This is a genomic window from Candidatus Krumholzibacteriia bacterium (assembly GCA_029865265.1).
Lineage (GTDB): Bacteria > Krumholzibacteriota > Krumholzibacteriia > WVZY01 > JAKEHA01 > JAKEHA01.
On record JAOUHG010000003.1, the window covers coordinates 116,722 to 135,158 of the forward strand.

Here is an 18,437-nt window from a genome sequence, read left to right on the forward strand (position 1 = left end):
CAGCGTCAGGGCCTCGCGTAGTCGTAGAAGCCGCGGCCGGTCTTGCGGCCCAGGCGGCCTGCCGCCACCATCTTCTTCAGGAGCGGGCACGGACGGTACTTGGAGTCGCCCAGGTCGCGGTGCAGCACCTCCATGATGGAGAGGCACACGTCCAGACCGATCAGGTCCGCCAGCGTGAGCGGCCCCATCGGGTGCGCCATGCCCAGCTTCATCACCTCGTCGATCGACTCCTTCGTGGCCACGCCCTCCATCAGGCAGAACACCGCCTCGTTAATCATGGGCATGAGCACGCGGTTGGCGACAAAGCCGGGGTAGTCGTTCACCTCCACCGGCGTCTTCCCCAGCGCGCGGCACAGGTCCATGGTGGCGGCGGTGGTGGCATCGTCGGTCTCGAGCCCGCGGATGATCTCCACCAGCTTCATCACCGGCACCGGGTTCATGAAGTGCATACCGATGAAACGCCTGGGCGCGGGCACCGACGCCGCGAGTTCCGTGATCGATATCGACGAGGTGTTGCTGGCGAGAATCGCGGACTCGTCCACGTGGGAGGATACCTCCTTCCAGACGTGTTTCTTGAGCTCCGGATTCTCGTTGATGGCCTCCACCACCGCCTGGCTCCCGGCCACCGCGGAGAGGCCGGTGTCCGGGCGGATGCGCTCGAGCACCGCCTTCTTGTCCACGGGGGTAATGAGTTCCTTCTTCACCATGCGGTCGAGGCTGGTCTCGATGACACCGAGCCCGCGCTTGACCAACGCCTCGTTCACGTCGACCAGTTTCACCGCGTGCCCCGCCCGGGCAAACACCTGCGCGATACCCGCGCCCATGGTGCCGGCCCCGATGACGGAGACGCGCTCAATCTTGACCATGGTTGCCTCCGTCACGACAGGGTGATGCTCATGGCAACGGCGTTTCCGCCGCCCAGGCACAGCGACACCATGCCGCGTTCGCCGCCGCGCTTGCGCAGCGCGTGGATGAGTGTTACCAGCAAACGCGCTCCCGACGCGCCGATGGGGTGCCCCAGCGCCACCGCGCCACCATTGACGTTGAGACGCTCTGAGGGAATCTTCAGTTCGCGGATCAGCGCCACGCCCTGCGCGGAGAAGGCCTCGTTCAGCTCGATCACGTCGTAGTCGGTGATGCGCGTTTTGGTCTTCTCGAGCAGCTTGCCCACCGCCTTGAGCGGGGCCATCATCACCCATTCGGGCTCCATACCACCGGTGGCGTACGCATCCACGAACGCCAGCACGTCCAGGCCCAGCTCCTTCGCGCGGCTCTCGCTCATCACCAGCAGCATGGCGGCGCCGTCGTTGATGGTGCTCGCGTTGCCCGCCGTCACGGTCCCCTCCTTGTCGAACACCGGCCGCAGCCTGGCCAGCGATTCGACGGAAGTGTCCGCGCGCGGGCCCTCGTCGGCGGAAACCATCAGCGGCTCTTTCTTTCCGCGCGGTACCGTGACGGGCACGATCTCGTCGTTGAAATCACCGCGCTGCATGGCGGCGAGCGCCTTCTTGTGGCTCTCCACCGCAAACTCGTCCTGCGCCTCGCGGGTGACCTTGTACTTCTTCGCCACCAGTTCCGCGGTGTTGCCCATGTGAAAGTCGTTGTAGCAGTCCCACAGGCCGTCGTTGACCATGGCGTCGACCAGGCGTCCGTTGCCCAGGCGCTGCCCGGCCCGGGCGTCCGGGAGCAGGTAGGGCGACAGGCTCATGTTCTCCATGCCGCCGGCGAGAATCGCGTGCGCGTCGCCCGCGCGGATGGCCTGCGCCGCCAGCATCACCGACTTCAGGCCGGAGCCACACACCTTGTTCACTGTAAACGCACCCACCGCCGGTGAGACGCCGCCGAATATGGCCGCCTGGCGCGCGGGCGCCTGGCCGACGCCGGCCTGCAGCACGTTGCCGACGATCACTTCGTCGAGCGTCTCCGGGTCGAGTTTGGTGCGGGTGATGGTTTCCTTGATGAGACCGGCGGCGAGGCGCGGGGCGGGAACGGTCGACAGACCGCCCATGAACCGCCCGATGGGCGTCCGCAACGCCGAAACGATGACAGCGCGTTCCATGATTATGACTCCTCTCCTGGCTTACTGCCCCAGCACGCTGCGTGCGATGACGAGGCGTTGAATCTCACTGGTTCCTTCGCCGATCTCGGCAAGCTTGGCGTCACGGTAGTACCGTTCCACGTTGTACTCGCGGCAGTACCCGTATCCGCCATGCATCTGAATCGCCTGGTCGGTGACGCGCATGGCCACCTCCGAGGCGAACAGCTTGCACATCGACGCGTAGCGGCCAAACTCCTCCCCGCGATCCTTGCGCTGGGCGGCGTCGTGGATGAGCAGCCGCGCCGCGTGGATCTCGGTGGCCATGTCGGCGACCTTCATCTGGTTCGCCTGAAAATCGATAATGGGGGTATCGAACTGTTTGCGCTCGCGCCCGAACTTGATGGCGGCCTCCATGGCCGCCTGCGCCAGACCCAGCGCGAAAGCGCCGATGGAAATGCGCCCGCCCTCCAGCGTCTTCATGAAGGTGCGGAAACCGCCGCCTTCGCTGCCGAGCAGGTTGGCGGCCGGGACTTCGCAGTTGTCGAACACGATTTCGAAGGTGCCCGACGCGCGCAGCCCCATTTTCTTCTCTTTGGTTCCGATCACGAAACCCGGGAAGTCGTTCTCGATGACGAAGGCGCTGATCCCCTTGGCTCCCGCGGACGGGTCGGTGACGGCGGTGGCGACCAGGTAGCGGGCCCAGCCCCCGTTGGTCACGTAGATCTTGGTGCCGTTGAGGATGTACTTGTCGCCTTTGCGCACCGCGGTGGTCTTCGTGTTGGAGGCGTCGCTTCCCGCCTGCGGCTCGGTGAGGCAGAAGGCGCCGATGGCCTCGCCGCTGGCGAGTTCCGGCAGGAAACGCTGCTTCTGCTCCTCGCTGCCCATGAGCACGATGGGGCCGCACGCCAGCGAGTTGTGCGCGGCGACACCCAGCGCGGTGGAGCCGCAGCCGCGCGCGAGTTCCTCGATGACGATGGCGTACGACACGGTGTCGTTGCCCATGCCACCGTACTCGGCGGGAACCACCAGGCCCAGAAACCCCAGCTCGCCCATCTTTGCGAAACGCTCCACCGGAAACTCGCCGGTCTCGTCGAGATGCGCGGCGGTGGGAGCCAGCTCCGAGTCGGCGTAGCGCCGCGCGGTCTCCTGGATCATCTGCTGTTCTTCGGTCAGTGTGGGCATCGGGTTCATGTATTCTCTTTTCTATGTAGTTTCACGCCGGGCTATGCGCCGGCGCTTCGTCCCGGGAACAGGTTCCCGATGAAGCTGACGACATCGCGCGTGCTGGTTCCGGGGCCGAACACGCCCGCCACCCCGGGAATTGCCAGCAGTGACTTTGCGTCCGCGTCGGGGATGATGCCGCCCGCGACCAGCGGTACGTCGGCGAGGCCGGCACCGTTCATGAGTTCGCGCACGCGCGGGATCAGCGTCATGTGCGCCCCCGAGAGGATGCTCACCGACACCAGGTCGGCGTCCTCCTGCACGGCGGCCTCCACGATCATCTCCGGTGTCTGGTGCAGCCCGGTGTAGACGACCTCCATGCCGGCGTCACGCAGCGCGTTGGCGATCACCTTGGCCCCGCGGTCGTGACCGTCCAGGCCGGGCTTGCCGATGAGAACTTTGAGGGGACGTTTCATCAGGATGCCTTCGGGCCGAGGCCCCGGGATATCTCCCGCGCGGCCCGGTAGGGCGAGAGTTCGCCGCCCGCCACGCGTGCAACCATACCATCAAACTCGGCGCGGGCGGTAGGGTCACGCCGCCAGGCGTCCCGCCACGCGTCTTCCACCAGGGCGCGCACCCGCTCGGCCAGCGCCTCGCGCCGGCGCTGCTCGCCACGCCCATCCCGGGCAAGGTGCGCCCGGTGCGCTTCCAGCGCCGCTTCGAGCGCGTCCAGTCCGGAGCCGTCGCTGCCCACGGTCTGTATGACCGGCGGCACCCATTCTCCCGGCCGGCGCAGCCCGGCAATAGCGGTGAGGTCCGCCGCGAATCCGTCCGCGCCCGGGCGGTCGGACTTGTTCACAACGAACACGTCGGCCACTTCCAGCAGGCCCGCCTTGAGGCTCTGGACCTCGTCGCCCGACTCCGGTGTCATGACCACCGCAATGGTGTCGGCGGCAAAACGAATGCGCGTCTCCACCTGCCCCACCCCCATTGTCTCCAGCAGGACGACGTCGCGCCCGAACGCGTCCAGAACATCGGCCAGCTCGCAGGCCAGCGGGCTCATTCCGGTTTCGCTGCCCCGGCTGGCGACGGAACGCACGAACACGCCCGCGTCCCCCGCCGCGCTGGACATGCGCACGCGGTCGCCGAGCACGGCACCCCCGGAGAACGGACTCGAGGGATCCTCCGCAACCACGCCGACGCTGCGGCCGGCATGGCGGAGGCGCCGGGTGAGGCCGTCCGCCAGGGTGCTCTTGCCGGCGCCGCCGGGGCCGGTGAGCGCGATGCGGCGCGCGCGGCCCGTGCGGGCGAAAAGTGCATCCAGAACGGTCTCTGCGTCACCCCCGCCGCGCTCGACGACGGACATCAGGCGCGACGCGGCGAGAACGTCGCCGGACGCAAAACGCGCGAGCAGATCCTGGGTCTTCATGGTCAGCGTAACCGGCGCTGCACCCCGGGGGGCGCGTGCCGGTGAGAGCGCAGCAATGGCGGGTCGGGCGTCCGCCCGGTAGCCCCAGGCAAACGCCAAACTCATTGTTTCCAAGTAAGTTACTAAACCGGGCGCGGGCCTGTCAACTGCTGATCCCGCCCCCCACCGGCAACGCTCGGGGCGGATTGTCTGTCGGTTTACGGTTTCAAGTCACGGCCCTGCGGGGACGCAGCCCCTGCATCAGCCGCGGTAGAGCGCCTTGATCCGTCCCCAGGTGGACGCCTGGGTCGGGGTCGGGCACGCAACGGTCTCCCCGGGCGACGGGTTGCACCCCGTGGCCGTGGGCGGCTGCGAACCGGTGTACGGGTTGAGCCCGTCGAACACCACCCAGCCACCGCTGCCACTGGGCATGCGCCCGAACGAACGGTCGTCGGCGACCTCGACGGTCACGTACGCCTGCGCGTCCGTCACCGAGATATCCGCGCCGTTGATTTCGTACAGCGTAACGGTGTCGCCGCCGTTGTTCAGACTGAAGCCGAACTGGCCCACACCGTTGGCCGCCTGCCACGTAACCACGTCCGAGCCGTAGTACACCTTCACCTCGCCGGGCGCGAGACTCCCGGAGAGCGCGAAGCGGAACGACTCACCCGCGGACGCGTCGGAGATGCGGTAGTTGGAGAGGTCCACCGCCGCGGTGCCCGTGTTCACGATCTCGACCCACTCGTCGAGTTTCGAGTCCACCGCGCCGTCGCCGTCCCAGTCGCTGGCGGGATCCGCCAGCAGCTCGTTGAGGCGCACATCCGCCACGCCCTGCGGCGCAAGCGCAGCCATCACGGTCAAACATGAAATGAAAAAGGCAACGTACTTCATCCTCACATCCTCCTCCCATGCCCCTTCCGTTGCCGGTGGAATTGGCGGGATCAACGGGGCAGACTATAGCACGGGCTGGCGGGGAGCGCAAGCGCGTCGCGGGGGTTCCTAGCGCCGCTTCTCGAGCAGGGACTTGATGAGGTCGGTGGCCAGCTTGGGGTTGGCCTTGCCGCGGGTGCGCTTCATGAGCTGCCCCACGAAGAACTGCAGCAGCTGTTCCTTGCCGGCGAGATAGCGCGCCACCTCGTCGGGGTGCGCGTCGATCACCGCGGCGGCTTCCGTCTCGATGGCGGCATTGTCGCTGACCTGTTCGAGTCCGAGGCGCTTCATGACGGCTTCGGCGGATTCCCCCGGCTTTTGCAGCATCTCGGCAAAGATCGTCTTGGCGGCACTGGAGTTCACCTTGCCGCTGCCCTGCAGTACCACCAGGCCGGCCAGCGCCGCCGGCTCCAATGCGAAGGCATCGATCTCGATACCGGCATCATTCAACTCGCGCGACACCTCGCCCATCATCCAGTTGCTCGCCGCCTTGGCGTCCGCGCCCGCCCTTACGACGTCCTCGTAGTAGTCCGCCATGGCGCGCGACGCCGTAAGTACGCCGGCGTCGTACACGGGCAATTTGTACTGCGCCACGAAACGCTCCCGCTTTGCATCCGGCAGTTCGGGCAGCGCGGCGCGCACCGTCTCCAGGAATGCCTCGGCCACGCGCAGCACGCGCAGGTCCGGCTCCGGGAAGTAGCGGTAGTCGTGCGCCTCCTCCTTGCTGCGCATCACCGTGGCGCGCCCCGCCGCGGGGTCCCACAACAGCGTATCCTGCGTCACCCGTCCGCCCGAGGACAGGACCTTCTCCTGGCGCTCGAGTTCATATTCGATGGCCTGCTCGACCTGCTTGAACGAGTTGAGGTTCTTCACCTCGGTCTTCACCCCGAAGGCCTCGGTTCCCGTCTCGCGCACCGAGACGTTCACGTCGCAGCGCAGGCTCCCCTCCTCCATGTTGCCGTCGCAGATCTCCAGGTAGCGCACCAGCGAGCGCAGCTTCTGCAGGTACTCCGACGCGGCGGCGGCGGTACGCAGGTCCGGCTCGCTCACGATCTCCACCAGCGGCACGCCGCTGCGGTTCATGTCCACCAGGCTGTGGTCGGCGCCGTCCACGTGGACCAGCTTGCCGGCGTCCTCCTCCAGGTGGATGCGGTGGATGCGGATGCGCTTGCCGCTCTCCAGCGCCAGCTCCCCGTCGCGGCACAGCGGCGTGTCGAACTGCGAGATCTGGTAGTCCTTGGGACAGTCGGGATAGAAGTAGTTCTTGCGCGCAAAGATGCTCTCACGCGCGATCGTGCAGCCCGTGGCCAGGCCGAGCCGCACCGCGTACTCCACCGCACTGGCGTTGGCCACCGGCAGCGCACCCGGCAGCCCCAGGCACACCGGACACACCTGCGTGTTGGGCTTGCCGCCGTAGGCCGCCGAACACCCGCAGAACATCTTGCTCTGCGTGCGCAGCTGCGCGTGGACCTCGAGTCCGATGACGGCTTCGTAGCGTGGCATATTATCCTCGCAGAGCGGGGGCGACCGCACCCGCCGGGAAGTCCACCAGCCGTTCGAGGCCCGCCGCGACACGCAGCAGGGGCGCCTCCTGGAAGGCACGCCCGACGAGCTGCACGCCGATGGGGAGTCTCTCGTCCGACAGGCCACACGGAATGGAGATCCCGGGCAGCCCGGCCAGGTTCACCGGAATGGTGAACACGTCGTTCATGTACATGAGAATCGGGTCGTCGGTCTTCTCACCCAGCTTGAACGCCGTGGTCGGCGCGGTCGGCAGCATCACGGTGTCGCAGCGTGAAAACGCCCTTACGAAGTCCGCGATGATGAGCGAGCGCACCTGCTGGGCGCGCTTGTAGTATGCGTCGTAGTAGCCGGCGCTCAGCACGTAGGTGCCAAGCAGCACGCGCCGTTTCACCTCGGCGCCGAAGCCCTCCTCGCGCGTCCGGGTGTACATCTCGACCAGCGTTTCGGCGTGGGGCGAACGATGCCCGTAGCGCACACCGTCGAAGCGGGCCAGGTTGGCGCTCGCCTCGGCGTTGGCGATGATGTAGTACGCGGCCAGACCGTGGTCCGCGTGCGGAAGCTCGACGTCCTCGATGACGGCGCCCTCGCGCCGCGCACCCTCCACCGCCGCCTTGAAGGAGGCGAGCACGCCGGGGTCGAGCGATTCGCCGAGGAAGCTCCACGGCACGCCGATCTTGACACCCTTGAGCCCGCGGTCCAGATCGCTTGAAAAATCGGGCACGGGTGCCGACGCGCTGGTCGCATCGCGCGGATCGCGACCGCACATGACGTTGAGCATGGTGGCACAGTCGCCCACCGTGCGCGTGAAGGGGCCGATCTGATCCAGCGAACTGGCGAACGCCACCAGTCCGTAACGCGATACGCGCCCGTAGGTGGGCTTCATCCCCACCACGCCGCAGAAGCTCGCCGGCTGGCGGATGGAACCGCCCGTGTCGCTGCCCAACGACGCCGCCGCCATCCCCGCCGCCACCGCCGCCGCGGAGCCGCCGCTGGACCCGCCCGGTGCGCGCGTCGTGTCCCAGGGGTTGTGGGTGGGGCCGAAGCCGGAGTTCTCGGTGGACGAACCCATGGCGAACTCATCCAGGTTGGTCTTGCCGATCACCACCGCACCCGCCGCGTGGAGCTTCTCCACCACCGTCGCCGTATACGGCGGACGGTAGGCGCCGAGGATGCGCGAACCGCAGGTGGTGCTGCTGCCCCGGATGCAGATGTTGTCCTTGATGGCGACGGGGACACCGCCCAGCGGGAGCGAACGGTAGTCGCCGGATTCGGACAGCGCGCGCGCGCGCGCCAGCGCTGCCTCGCGGTGCACGTCGAGAAAGGCCACCACCTCGCCCTCGCGCGCGCCGATGGCCACCAGTGCTGCTTCGCACGCCTGCACGGGGTCAACCTCGCCCGCGGTCATGCGCTTGCGCAGATCGCCGATGGACAGTTCGTTCAGTTTCACGATTCCTCGCCGCGGGAAATGACGCGGGGCACGCGGAAGAATTCTCCGGTCGCGTCCGGCGCCTGCGAAAGCACCTCGCTGCGTTCCAGCCCGGGGGTGACAACGTCCTCGCGCAGGTCGCTGCCGGCGTCTTCGAGCGACATGGCCCGCGTGGGCTCCACCCCGGCCACGTCCACCGCCTGCAGCCGCTCCACAAGCGCCACGATGCGGTTGAGCTGCTCGGTGATGGGCCCCACCTCACCGGGCGCGAGGTCGATGCGCGCGAGGCGCTCGAGGTGGCGGATGACGTCGCGATCGATCTTGCTCATGGTGTCCTCGCTGCCTAAAGCGGCCGCATGGGCGCGTACTGGGCGATGAACTTGCGCTCGCCGCCGGCGTCGAAAATTACCGTCACCCGCATCTGTTCGCCCTGCCCTTCCACGCGGCGCACGATACCCTTGCCGAATCGCTCGTGCACGATACGCGTTCCCACCTGGTAGCCAGGCACGGTCGCACCGCGCGGCGCCGGCTCCTGGGAGAACGCGGCCTCGTCGGGCGCCTCCGGCTGGGCGTACTCGTCGATCACGGAACGGGCGCGCGACCACACCGACCCGCCGTTGAACAGCGACACGCCGCGCGAGACCACCGGCTCCACCGGGGTCTCCAGGCAACGCTCGGGAATCTCGGACAGGAAGCGCGACGGCAACCCGCCCTCCATGAGCCCCATGCGCCGGCGCATACCCGCAAACGTCAGACACAACCGGCGCCGCGCCCGCGTCATTCCCACATAGAACAGCCGTCGCTCCTCCTCGATTGCGTCGGCGTCGTCGATGGAGTTGTAGTGCGGAAACAGCCCCTCTTCCAGGCCGGTCACGAAGACGACGTCGAACTCGAGGCCCTTGGCGTTGTGCAGCGTCATGAGGGTGAGCTGGCCGCTTTCCAGGTCGATGGCGTCCACGTCGGCCACCAGCGCCACCTCTTCCAGGAAGGCGCGCAGCGACTTGTCCTCCGCGCCCTCCGCGTAGGCGTGCGCCGCCGACAGGAACTCCTCGACGTTCTCCGTGCGCACATCGGCGTCGGGATACGCCTCCTCCAGGTACTTCATGTAGTTGGTGGCCTGGTAGATCTCGGCAACCACGTGCGGCGCCACCTCCGCCTCGGCCGTCGCGCGCAGGCGGTCGAACACCTCCAGGAACGCGCGGCAACGGGCGGCCGGCGCGCTGCCCAGCCCGACGTCCGCCGCGCGCATGGCGTCGATCATGGACACGCCGTGCTCCACGGCGTACGCTTCCAGATGATCGATGGTCGTCTTGCCGATGCCGCGCCGGGGCACGTTGATGATACGCTTCACGTTCACGGTGTCGGCCGGGTTCACCACCGCCTTGCAGTACGCGAGCACGTCGCGCACCTCGGCGCGTTCGTAGAAGCGCACGCCGCCGATAATTTGATACGGCATCGAGCCCATCTTGAAGACGTCTTCCAGCGCGCGCGACTGGGCGTTGGTCCGGTACAGAATGGCGATGTCGCGCGGGCTTGCCCCCGCCCCCACCTCGCGCTTGACCATGTCCAGCACGGCCAGCGCCTCCGTTTCCTCGTCGCTGCACGCGGTGACCCGCAGCTTCTCGCCCACTGCGCCGTCGGTCCACAGGTTCTTGCCCTTGCGCCCGGCGTTGTGCGCGATGACCCCGTTGGCCGCATCGAGGATGGTCTGGGTGGAGCGGTAGTTCTGCTCCAGCCGGATCACCTGGGTGCCGTCGTACAGCCCCTCGAACTCGAGGATGTGTTCCACGCGCGCCCCGCGCCAGCTGTAGATGGACTGGTCGTCGTCACCGACCACGAACAGGTTGTGGTGGCGGGAGGCGAGCGCGTCGATCATCGCCATCTGGATGGCGTTGGTATCCTGGAACTCGTCCACCAGGATGTAGCGAAAGCGGCGCGCGTACAGCTCGCGCACGGCGTCGTTGGACGCGAACAGCTCCACCACCTTCATGATCAGGTCGTCGAAATCCAGCGCGTTGGCGCGGCGCAGCTCCTTTTCGTACTCGGCATACAGAGCCGCCACACGCTGTTCACCGATGCCCACCGCGCGCTCGGCGCAGAACGCCGGGGTGATGAGGTCGTTCTTCATGCGGCTGATGCGATCCCGCAGCGTGCGCGGCGACTTGATGAAACGCGCATCGTTCGGGTAGCGCGACAGGATGCCCTTCAGGAGACGCATGCTGTCGTCGGTGTCGTAGATGGAGAAGTCGCGCCGGATTCCCCCCGCGTCGCCGTGGCGGCGCAGGATGCGCACGCCGGTGGCGTGAAACGTCCCCACCCACATCATCTCGGTGGCGCCCGGCGACATGCGTTCCAGGCGGTCCTTCATCTCACGCGCCGCCTTGTTGGTGAAGGTGAAGGCGAGGATCTCGTAGGGCGCCACGCGCAACCCCGCCACCAGGTGACGAATGCGCTCGGTGAGCACGCGCGTCTTGCCGCTGCCCGCTCCGGCGATGACCAGAATGGGGCCTTCGGTGGCCAGGACGGCCTCGCGCTGGCGGTCGTTGAGATGGGTCAAGGAAGACATGATGGTTTGCGGGCGCAACCCGGGAACGTTAGCACAGGCGCGCGCCCTTTCGGGAGCGAAATCTGGGCGTGCGGGAGCGGATCCTGGTCCCGGCGGGGGCGTGGGCTAGAACGTGGGGCCCATGTACCAGTGGAACTGCATGTCGTCGGCGAACTCGTAGAAATCCGTGGGCCACGCGAACTGGAAGCTCATCAGGAAGTAGCCGACGTACATGTACACCCCGAAACCCACGTCCGCGTGGGAGTCGTCCAGGCGCAGCCGGCTGCCGTCGAGATTGATGGGATTGCGCGGGCTGCCATCGAACGCCGCACCGACATCGAAGAAGGCGGTGCCGCCGATGTTGGTGAATCCCCAGCGCCCCGGCCATCCGAAGATGATGGCATCGAAGAGTGGAAAGCGATACTCGAAGCTCGCCAGCCACATGCGCGTTCCCCAGAACTGCTGGTAGTCGTAACCGCGCAGCGTCGTGGGACCGCCCAGCGAGAACACGCGCGGGTCCTCGCCCTCGCTGCCGGCGGCGGTGAGACGCAGTGCGATGGAGTTGCGCCAAAAGATGGTGTTGTAGCGCCGCCAGTCGGCGAACCCGGTGGTGCGCGAAATATCGTTATTGCTGAACGCCACGCCGCGCGACACCGACGCCCGCCAGCGCGACCCCTCCACCGGTCCGAAGGGGCCGAAGAAGGCCGAATCGTGCACGAACGCCAGCGTGGGCTCCAGCAGCCGCACCTGTGAGACGCCCGCCGACGAGTAGATTCCGGTGTACGGATTGGCCTGCGTGTAGAACTCGCGCTCCGACATGTACGCCTGCAGATCGACTTCCATGCGGTAGAACTTGTTGAACGGGAGGCTCATGGACCCAAACAGGCCCAGGTTGCGCTCGCTGAAAAGGCGGTAGGCCGAGAACTCTCCCGCACTGGTGATGCGCGAATCGTAGAAGCTGCTCAGCTGGTATGCGCCGAAGGTGAAGTCCGCCCGGCGCTTGAGGTACGAATAGGCGAGCAGGAAGTCGGACTGGGCGATGTCCTGGTAGAGGTTGAACGCGAACGTCGCACGGTGGTCGCCGAGGATATCGGACATGGCGATGGCGTTGGCGATTCCGAAACCGTAGCTCGACGAGAAGTACAGCCCGCCACCGCTGCCGATGAAGTCGGGCGCGAGCTTGGTCTTGTACGGGCGCACGCTCGCGCCGCGATACACGTCTTCGTTGCCCAGCGCCTCGGACAGGGTGGCCGGCCGCGGCTTCGACGGCGGCGCGGCGCCCGCCTCCAGCGGGCCCGCCGGCTGTATGGGGCGCACCGCGGGCGTGTAGCTGTCGACGTCCACGAAGCCCGAATCCGCGCCGCTCGCCCCGCCGCCGGACGCGGCGAGCGCGCTGTCCGGTGCGAGCGCAACGGTCGTGACGGGGGTCGATTCCGCCCCCGGGGCCGGTGCGTCGGCGGCACCGGCACCGGTCGCCGGAGACGCGCCCTTCGCCGCCTTCGCGGCCTCCTCGGCCGCCGCGGCCTCCGCCTTGGCCTTTTCCGTGGCCGCCAGGTCCATGCGCGCGATGTTGGGCTGGTGGGCCAGGATCGACTGCGCGGGCTGCAGATAGCGGCGCCCGAGCAGCGTGCGCAGGTCATCGGAGACAAAGACGTCCCAGCCGCCGTTGACGAACGCGGAGAAGGCGATGCGGCCCTTCTCCTCGTGCACGCTCGGGGTGAAGAGACCGCCCAGCACGTCGGTGAAGCGGTAGGTGTCGCCGGTCTCGATGTCGCCGGCGTGAAGGTTGTTCACACCCGACTCATCCGACGCGTAGATGATGGTCTTGCCGTCGGCCAGCACCAGCGGGTCGGTGTCGTCGCCGTCGGACTCGACCAGCGGGCGCTGGCGGCCGGTGGCGAAGTCGTACTCCCAGACGTCGTAGCTCGCGTCGCGGCGCACGTTCTTCGAGCTGGCAAAATTGATTTCGCTCAGGCGCTTGCGATTTTCCCCCGAGAAGTCGGAAGGCACCGGAATGGTCGTTTCCGGGTAATAGACAAAGATCACCCGGTTGCCGTCAGGATAGAAGCGCGGCGTGAGCTGGTCCGCCCCGTCGTTGGTGAGCCGCTTCATCAGGCCGGTGGCAAGGTCCACCGACACCAGGTCCGTCTGCCCGTGGAAGGTGGCCGAAAGCACGATCTCGTTGCGCACCGGGTTCCAGGCGGGCGCGGTGAGTCCCTGCGACGCCACCTCGTAGCGGCGTTCGTCGCCGGTCTTGATATCGCGCACGAACAGCGCGTCGTGCCCCCCGGAGCGGGCCACGAACGCCACCTGCTTGCCCTCCGGATCGAAGCAGATGGAGCTGGTGAGCAGGTGCAGCGACTCGTAGCGGTTGGAGCGCGCACCGGTGACGACCTTGGCGATCTCCTTGCCGTCCAGGGCGGAGATCACGTGGATCTCGATCATCCCCTGGCGGTCGCTGAAGAACACGATGTATTCGCCGTCGGGCGACAGCACCGGCTTGGTGTTGTAGTAGCCGTGGTTCTTCTCGTGGTCGGTGAGCTTGCGGGCAAAGTCGGATACTTCCTGCTTGCCGGGGTACAACGGCCAGTAGTGCTTGCGCAGCGCCTTGGACCAGTGCTCGTAGAGCTGATCCGACGACAGCCCGATGGTGCGCTGCACCGCCGCCTCCGCACTGCGCGTCCCCGCCAGCACATCCAGCATCTCCAGGACCTTCTCGTGGCCGTAGGTCTCCGCGATGTAGTTGAAGACCGACTGCCCCTCCTTATACACGTAGAAGCCGCTGATTGCGTAGAACGGGTACAGGTAGTCGTTGAGCACCGCGTCGCGGATGAACATGTCCGCGTCCGCGTCCCAGCCCTCCGCCAGATACTCCGCGAGTCCCTCCGCCACCCACAGCGGCATCGGGAAGAGGTAGTTGCGCGTGAACACGTTGTCCAGCATCCGGTTGTAAACGATGTTGAACGTGAACACGTGCGCGAGTTCGTGGATGGCGGTGTGGTGGAACTCCTTGAACGAGCTGGTGAACGGCAGCACGATGCGGCGCCGCGAGGGTTCGGCGAAGGCCTGCACGCCCTCGGGCAGAGTGCCGTCGGTGACGTTGGTCTCCAGGAAGTCGGCGTGGTTCGAGTACAGGATCACCGGCACCCGCCACGGCAGCACCTCCTTGAGCGTGTACGCGTACTCCTCGTAGCCGTCCTCCAGCACCAGGCCCGCGCGCACCGCGAATGCCTCGGCCCCCTCGTAGTAGTGGATATCGAAGTGGGGCGTGGCGAGCACGTGCCACTTGTAGTCGGAGTACTGGATCTTGTTGCGCCCGAAGCGCTGGGCGTGCGCCGATCCCGGCAGGAGACCTGCGAGGATTGCGAGGGTGGCGATTGTAGCCAAGGCCTTGTAAAGCTTCATAATACTGCTTCCACTCGACCGGTGGGGGCTCGGCGGGGGCGATTCCTCGTATAAGTATACGGTGGCCGGGCGGGCAGCGACAAGTCCTGATGCCGCCCTAGTATTCGAAGCGGTACTTGAGGTCGAGGTTGAATTCGTCCGTATTCTGCCCTGCGATTCCCGCCCGGTTCCTGCGGGAGTTATAAATGTACTGGGACCGGATCAGGAACTTGTTACTCAGGCGGTATTCCACGTTCACCTCCTGCTCGGAACCCACCGACAACCCCCGCTTGTACTGGAAGTAGATGTCCTCCCACAGGTACCGCCCCACCCCGATCAGGGTCTCCTGCTCCAGCGTGCTGGCGCCCGGCTGGGCGGTGTCTTCGATGCTGCGCTGTTCCACGTCGACGTTGAACCCGGTCATCTGCGCGTTGATCAGGCGCTCCAGCGTGTTGGTGGCCATGCCGCTGGCAAACATGGTGGGGCCGCCCAGCATGTTCCAGATATCAGCCTCGGAGTAGCCGGGCTCGTCGTATGCGAGCGAGATCTCGGGCTCCTTCCTGTCGTACGGCCAGGACAGGGTGAGGTAGATGTTGCGGTCGGGGCCATCGCCGGTGTGGTGGGGCGTGTATGCCTCGATGAACATCGCCGGGCGCAACGTCTCCGCCGCCGAGAAGTCCATGGTGCCGCTGGTGATGGTGAACTTGTAGCCGTACACGCGGTAGGAGCCCCGCAGCACCGCCATGTCGCCGCGGAAGTACATGCCCCGCTCGTCCTTCTTGAGGATCACATCGCCGGCCATCTCCACGTTCAGGTCCGGGTTGCGCACCCACACGTTCTTGGGGCCGTGCAGATCGACGCTGCAGATCCAGCCCGGCTCGTCGGTGGGCAGCGTGAGCGCCCCGGTGGCCTCGGTTCCCGCGGTGAGCTCCATGTAGATGCTGGCCTCGCGCACGTCCAGGGACCCGGTGATGAGCGGGATCTTGCGTCCTTCACGCCACTCGTGGTAGCGCGCCACCAGGCTCCCTTCCGCCTGCACGTCGACATTGGGAATCGACGTGAGCCGGAAGTCACGCAGCGACAGGTCGGCGCGGTAGTCGACGGGCGTGTAGTTGGAGATGCGCGCCCACCCGCTGCCCACCACGGCACCCTTCTCTCCCGACCGGGCGGTGAGCGTGGTGAGGCGCACCACGTCATCCACGAAATCGATGCGAGCCGCCACGTTGGAGAACGACTCCTGCATGCCGGCGACCCGCAGCTCGCCGCGCGAGAGCGACAGCTCTCCGGTCACCGCGGGCACCGACGGGGTGCCCCGCCCGGTGACCGTGCCGTACAGGACGCCGCGCAGCCACGCCATCTCCGGGACGTAGCGCGAGACGTTGTTCAACTCACTGCCACGTGGAATTTCCAGGCGGAACGTCAGCGCGCCTTCCGGGTCCAGGCTGACGCCGTCCCGCAGCGAAACGGTGAGCGGGAACTCCCCGGTGACCCTCGCATCCACGCCCTCCAGCAGGTGCACGTTGCGAACGTGCAGCGCGCCGGCGACGTACTCGGCATCGATCGTGGCGAGCGGGATGGGCCGGCCCGGCCCGGCGGCGGGCGCAACGCGTCCCTTCAGGGTGATGCGCGGTGCCACCAGCGTGCCGGACAGCGCAACGCGGCCGTCCAGTTCGGCCGCGACCGGGGGCGCGCGGTGCACGGCGGCAAAGAAGGTGGCCACCGGAAAGTGGGCCAGCCGTGCCCGCAACGCGAGCGCGGAATCCCAGATCTCCTCGGGGCGCTCGCCGCGTACCAGCCGCACCGGCGAGACGTCACTCGCCCACGTGCCGGACGCTTCGATGGTGTCGCGCCCGGCCACCATCTGCATCCCGCCCAGGCGGTAGGTCTGGCCGTCGAACACGATGCGCCCGCGGAGTTCGTCGAAGGCCACGCTGTCCACCACTCCGCGCACGACGTCCACGTCCAGGCGCACGCGCGGATTCTCCTCGGGGCCGTCCAGTTCCAGCGCGAAGTCGCCGCGGCCGCGCAGCACGATGGGTGCGCGCAGCCCGTCGCGCAGCACGGACAGGTCCACGCCGCGGCCCCAGAAGGACAGGTCCATGGTCCGCGTCGCCTCGCTGTACGACCCGGCGCCACCGAAACGGCCCCGGCCCGACTCGAAGACCACCGTGTCGGCCACGACACTGTTCTCGTCGGCGAAAATCACCGACGGCGCCACCGTGCGCCAGTTGTCCGCCGGGGTGAGAATTTCTGCGTGGCGGATGTCGATGCGCGAGCGCCCGTCCTTCTCCTTGATATCCAGATCCACCACGATGGTGGTGTCGCCGCGGGTCACGCGCGCGTTGGGCACGCGCACCACCGTGGTGTCGATGTCCACCAGGAAGGTGGGCGCATCGAACGGCCGTCCCCACGCGGCGCCGTGCCGGCCCGCGATGGATACCTGTACCGTGGGCGCCGGCGAACCGACGTTGCGCGCCTCGGCCTGCACCAGCGCGGTGTCCACGTCCAGAAACTCGAAGTGCAGACCGTGCGCGCTGCCGTTGATGTTCAGCTGGAAGTCCTCGATGGGCCCCTGGATGCGCCCGGTGGCGTTGATCGCCCCCTCCACCGGCGGGAGCTCGAAGTGGTTCCAGAAGTAGCCCAGGTCGGTGGCCTCCACCCGGAACACGATGTCGGCGATGCTCCCGGCATCGGTCACGCTGCCCGAGCCCTCCACGCGGTAGCCGGGGCGCTCGAAGGCGACATTATCGATGGTGAGGCCCACACCATCGCGCCAGATGCCGCTGCCCGCCACGCCGAAGTTCTCGAACCCGTCCACGACGCCGCGGTCGAGGTCGCCGCGCCACGCGTAGGTGCCCTCGCTCTTGTCGTGTTCCACGCGGATGCGTCCGGTCATGGACATGGGCGGCAGCCCGGAATCCTCGATGAAGCCGCGCGAGAGATCCAGGTCCTCGCACGTCCCGTCGAACACGAAGTCCTCCTCGGGCAGCGAAATGCTGAATGCGCCGTCGAGTTGCGATCCAAACACCCGGCCGGCGAAGCGACTGAAGTCGACGCCGGACGGGGTCACCTTTCCCGCGAACGTCACCCCGGAGAGCTCAACCCCCAGCCCGGCACCGGAGGCGGTTCCGGAAACATCCAGATTGTCCACCGTGCCGGCCAGCGACAGCCGGCCGGAGAACGCCCCCTCCAGGTCGGGGGCGATTCCCAGCTGGTGCAGTTCGCCGAGCGATATCGGGTTCAGGACCAGGTCGACGCCCTGGAAACGGCCGTGGCGGAATTCGCCGTCCGCCATGACAAATGATTCGTCCAGGCGCACGGCGAAGTCGTCCAGAAAGAGGCTCGAGCCGTCCGTGCGCGCACCGAGGCTCACCGAGGAGACCGTCTTGCCCGAGTCGATGAGGAATGCGCCGCCCTCGTCGATGCGCAACTGCCCCATCCCCCCCGCGTAGCCACACGACCCGGCCAGGTGCACGTCCCGCACGGCCAGCTCGGTGCGATTGCCGCCGAAGGTCATCTCCAGCCCGTTGATGCGGAAGCTGCGCACGTCCACCACCGGATTGACGATGCCGCGGCCCGGCTGCGACGGGCTCTCGTTCTGGGGGACCGGGAGCACCAGGCGCCCCTCCGCATCCTGGCGCAGGTGCAGCGCCACCCCCTCCAGCTCGAGCTCGTGCACGACGAGCCGGAACGCGAATACCGGCATGAGTTCATACCTCACCGAAACCCGGTCCGCGCGGAACACATTGTAGGTGGCGGTTGGCGAGTTGTAGCGCAGCACCGGGTTCTTGAGTTCGATCCTGTGCACCAGCGTGCCCGAGATGCCGTCGAGGGAGAACTCGAACGGGGATCCCGCCAGATAGTGTGTGTTGACGTAGCGTGCGATGCGGTCGGGCAGCAGGCGGCTCTGGCGATGGACGACCACCACGATGGCCAGCGTCAACACCACCGCAATCCCAAAAGAGATGCGGCGGCGCAGGGTGGAACTGTTCTTCTGCGTGCCGACGTCTTCGCTCATGTC

The 18,437-nt window shown here is 67.2% G+C and carries 12 protein-coding genes; all 12 read right to left on the reverse strand.

Annotated elements, in window-relative coordinates; all coding sequences use genetic code 11:
- Positions 1 to 5: 5 nt before the first annotated feature.
- A complete protein-coding gene (locus OEX18_02805) occupies positions 6 to 866 on the reverse strand; it encodes a 3-hydroxybutyryl-CoA dehydrogenase (GenBank protein ID MDH4336187.1) in 861 nt (286 codons plus the stop codon).
- Positions 867 to 877: 11 nt separating this feature from the next.
- On the reverse strand, positions 878 to 2,059 hold the full coding sequence (locus OEX18_02810) for an acetyl-CoA C-acetyltransferase (GenBank protein ID MDH4336188.1): 1,182 nt from the start codon (positions 2,057 to 2,059) through the stop codon (positions 878 to 880).
- A gap of 21 nt (positions 2,060 to 2,080) precedes the next feature.
- Complete coding sequence (locus OEX18_02815) at positions 2,081 to 3,229, reverse strand: acyl-CoA dehydrogenase family protein (protein MDH4336189.1); 1,149 nt, start codon at positions 3,227 to 3,229, stop codon at positions 2,081 to 2,083.
- Positions 3,230 to 3,261: 32 nt separating this feature from the next.
- Complete coding sequence (locus OEX18_02820; protein ID MDH4336190.1) at positions 3,262 to 3,675, reverse strand: cobalamin B12-binding domain-containing protein; 414 nt, start codon at positions 3,673 to 3,675, stop codon at positions 3,262 to 3,264.
- Positions 3,675 to 4,628: a methylmalonyl Co-A mutase-associated GTPase MeaB gene (gene meaB, locus OEX18_02825; protein MDH4336191.1), complete on the reverse strand. Its 954-nt coding sequence runs from the start codon at positions 4,626 to 4,628 to the stop codon at positions 3,675 to 3,677. The genes OEX18_02820 and meaB overlap by 1 nt, the downstream gene beginning before the upstream one ends.
- 240 nt (positions 4,629 to 4,868) lie before the next feature.
- Positions 4,869 to 5,498, reverse strand: a complete 630-nt coding sequence (locus OEX18_02830; protein ID MDH4336192.1) for a lamin tail domain-containing protein — start codon at positions 5,496 to 5,498, stop codon at positions 4,869 to 4,871.
- A gap of 108 nt (positions 5,499 to 5,606) precedes the next feature.
- The gene (gene gatB / locus OEX18_02835) at positions 5,607 to 7,040 is read right to left on the reverse strand and encodes an Asp-tRNA(Asn)/Glu-tRNA(Gln) amidotransferase subunit GatB (protein ID MDH4336193.1); all 1,434 of its coding nucleotides are present in this window, start codon (positions 7,038 to 7,040) and stop codon (positions 5,607 to 5,609) included.
- A 1-nt stretch (position 7,041) separates the two neighbouring features.
- Complete coding sequence (gene gatA / locus OEX18_02840) at positions 7,042 to 8,508, reverse strand: Asp-tRNA(Asn)/Glu-tRNA(Gln) amidotransferase subunit GatA (protein MDH4336194.1); 1,467 nt, start codon at positions 8,506 to 8,508, stop codon at positions 7,042 to 7,044.
- Positions 8,505 to 8,816: an Asp-tRNA(Asn)/Glu-tRNA(Gln) amidotransferase subunit GatC gene (gene gatC, locus OEX18_02845; protein ID MDH4336195.1), complete on the reverse strand. Its 312-nt coding sequence runs from the start codon at positions 8,814 to 8,816 to the stop codon at positions 8,505 to 8,507. The genes gatA and gatC overlap by 4 nt, the downstream gene beginning before the upstream one ends.
- A gap of 14 nt (positions 8,817 to 8,830) precedes the next feature.
- The gene (locus tag OEX18_02850; protein ID MDH4336196.1) at positions 8,831 to 11,053 is read right to left on the reverse strand and encodes a UvrD-helicase domain-containing protein; all 2,223 of its coding nucleotides are present in this window, start codon (positions 11,051 to 11,053) and stop codon (positions 8,831 to 8,833) included.
- A 105-nt stretch (positions 11,054 to 11,158) separates the two neighbouring features.
- Complete coding sequence (locus OEX18_02855; protein MDH4336197.1) at positions 11,159 to 14,437, reverse strand: BamA/TamA family outer membrane protein; 3,279 nt, start codon at positions 14,435 to 14,437, stop codon at positions 11,159 to 11,161.
- A gap of 97 nt (positions 14,438 to 14,534) precedes the next feature.
- On the reverse strand, positions 14,535 to 18,434 hold the full coding sequence (locus OEX18_02860) for a translocation/assembly module TamB domain-containing protein (GenBank protein MDH4336198.1): 3,900 nt from the start codon (positions 18,432 to 18,434) through the stop codon (positions 14,535 to 14,537).
- Positions 18,435 to 18,437 lie beyond the last annotated feature (3 nt).

Bases quoted from the DNA above. Each gene is read 5' to 3' on its own strand.
- OEX18_02805 (MDH4336187.1), bottom strand. From the start codon at position 866: ATGGTCAAGATTGAGCGCGTCTCCGTCATCGGGGCCGGCACCATGGGC.
- gatC (MDH4336195.1), bottom strand. From the start codon at position 8,816: ATGAGCAAGATCGATCGCGACGTCATCCGCCACCTCGAGCGCCTCGCG.
- meaB (MDH4336191.1), bottom strand. From the start codon at position 4,628: ATGAAGACCCAGGATCTGCTCGCGCGTTTTGCGTCCGGCGACGTTCTC.
- OEX18_02860 (MDH4336198.1), bottom strand. From the start codon at position 18,434: ATGAGCGAAGACGTCGGCACGCAGAAGAACAGTTCCACCCTGCGCCGC.
- OEX18_02820 (MDH4336190.1), bottom strand. From the start codon at position 3,675: ATGAAACGTCCCCTCAAAGTTCTCATCGGCAAGCCCGGCCTGGACGGT.
- OEX18_02815 (MDH4336189.1), bottom strand. From the start codon at position 3,229: ATGAACCCGATGCCCACACTGACCGAAGAACAGCAGATGATCCAGGAG.
- OEX18_02830 (MDH4336192.1), bottom strand. From the start codon at position 5,498: ATGAAGTACGTTGCCTTTTTCATTTCATGTTTGACCGTGATGGCTGCG.
- OEX18_02855 (MDH4336197.1), bottom strand. From the start codon at position 14,437: ATGAAGCTTTACAAGGCCTTGGCTACAATCGCCACCCTCGCAATCCTC.
- gatB (MDH4336193.1), bottom strand. From the start codon at position 7,040: ATGCCACGCTACGAAGCCGTCATCGGACTCGAGGTCCACGCGCAGCTG.
- OEX18_02850 (MDH4336196.1), bottom strand. From the start codon at position 11,053: ATGTCTTCCTTGACCCATCTCAACGACCGCCAGCGCGAGGCCGTCCTG.
- OEX18_02810 (MDH4336188.1), bottom strand. From the start codon at position 2,059: ATGGAACGCGCTGTCATCGTTTCGGCGTTGCGGACGCCCATCGGGCGG.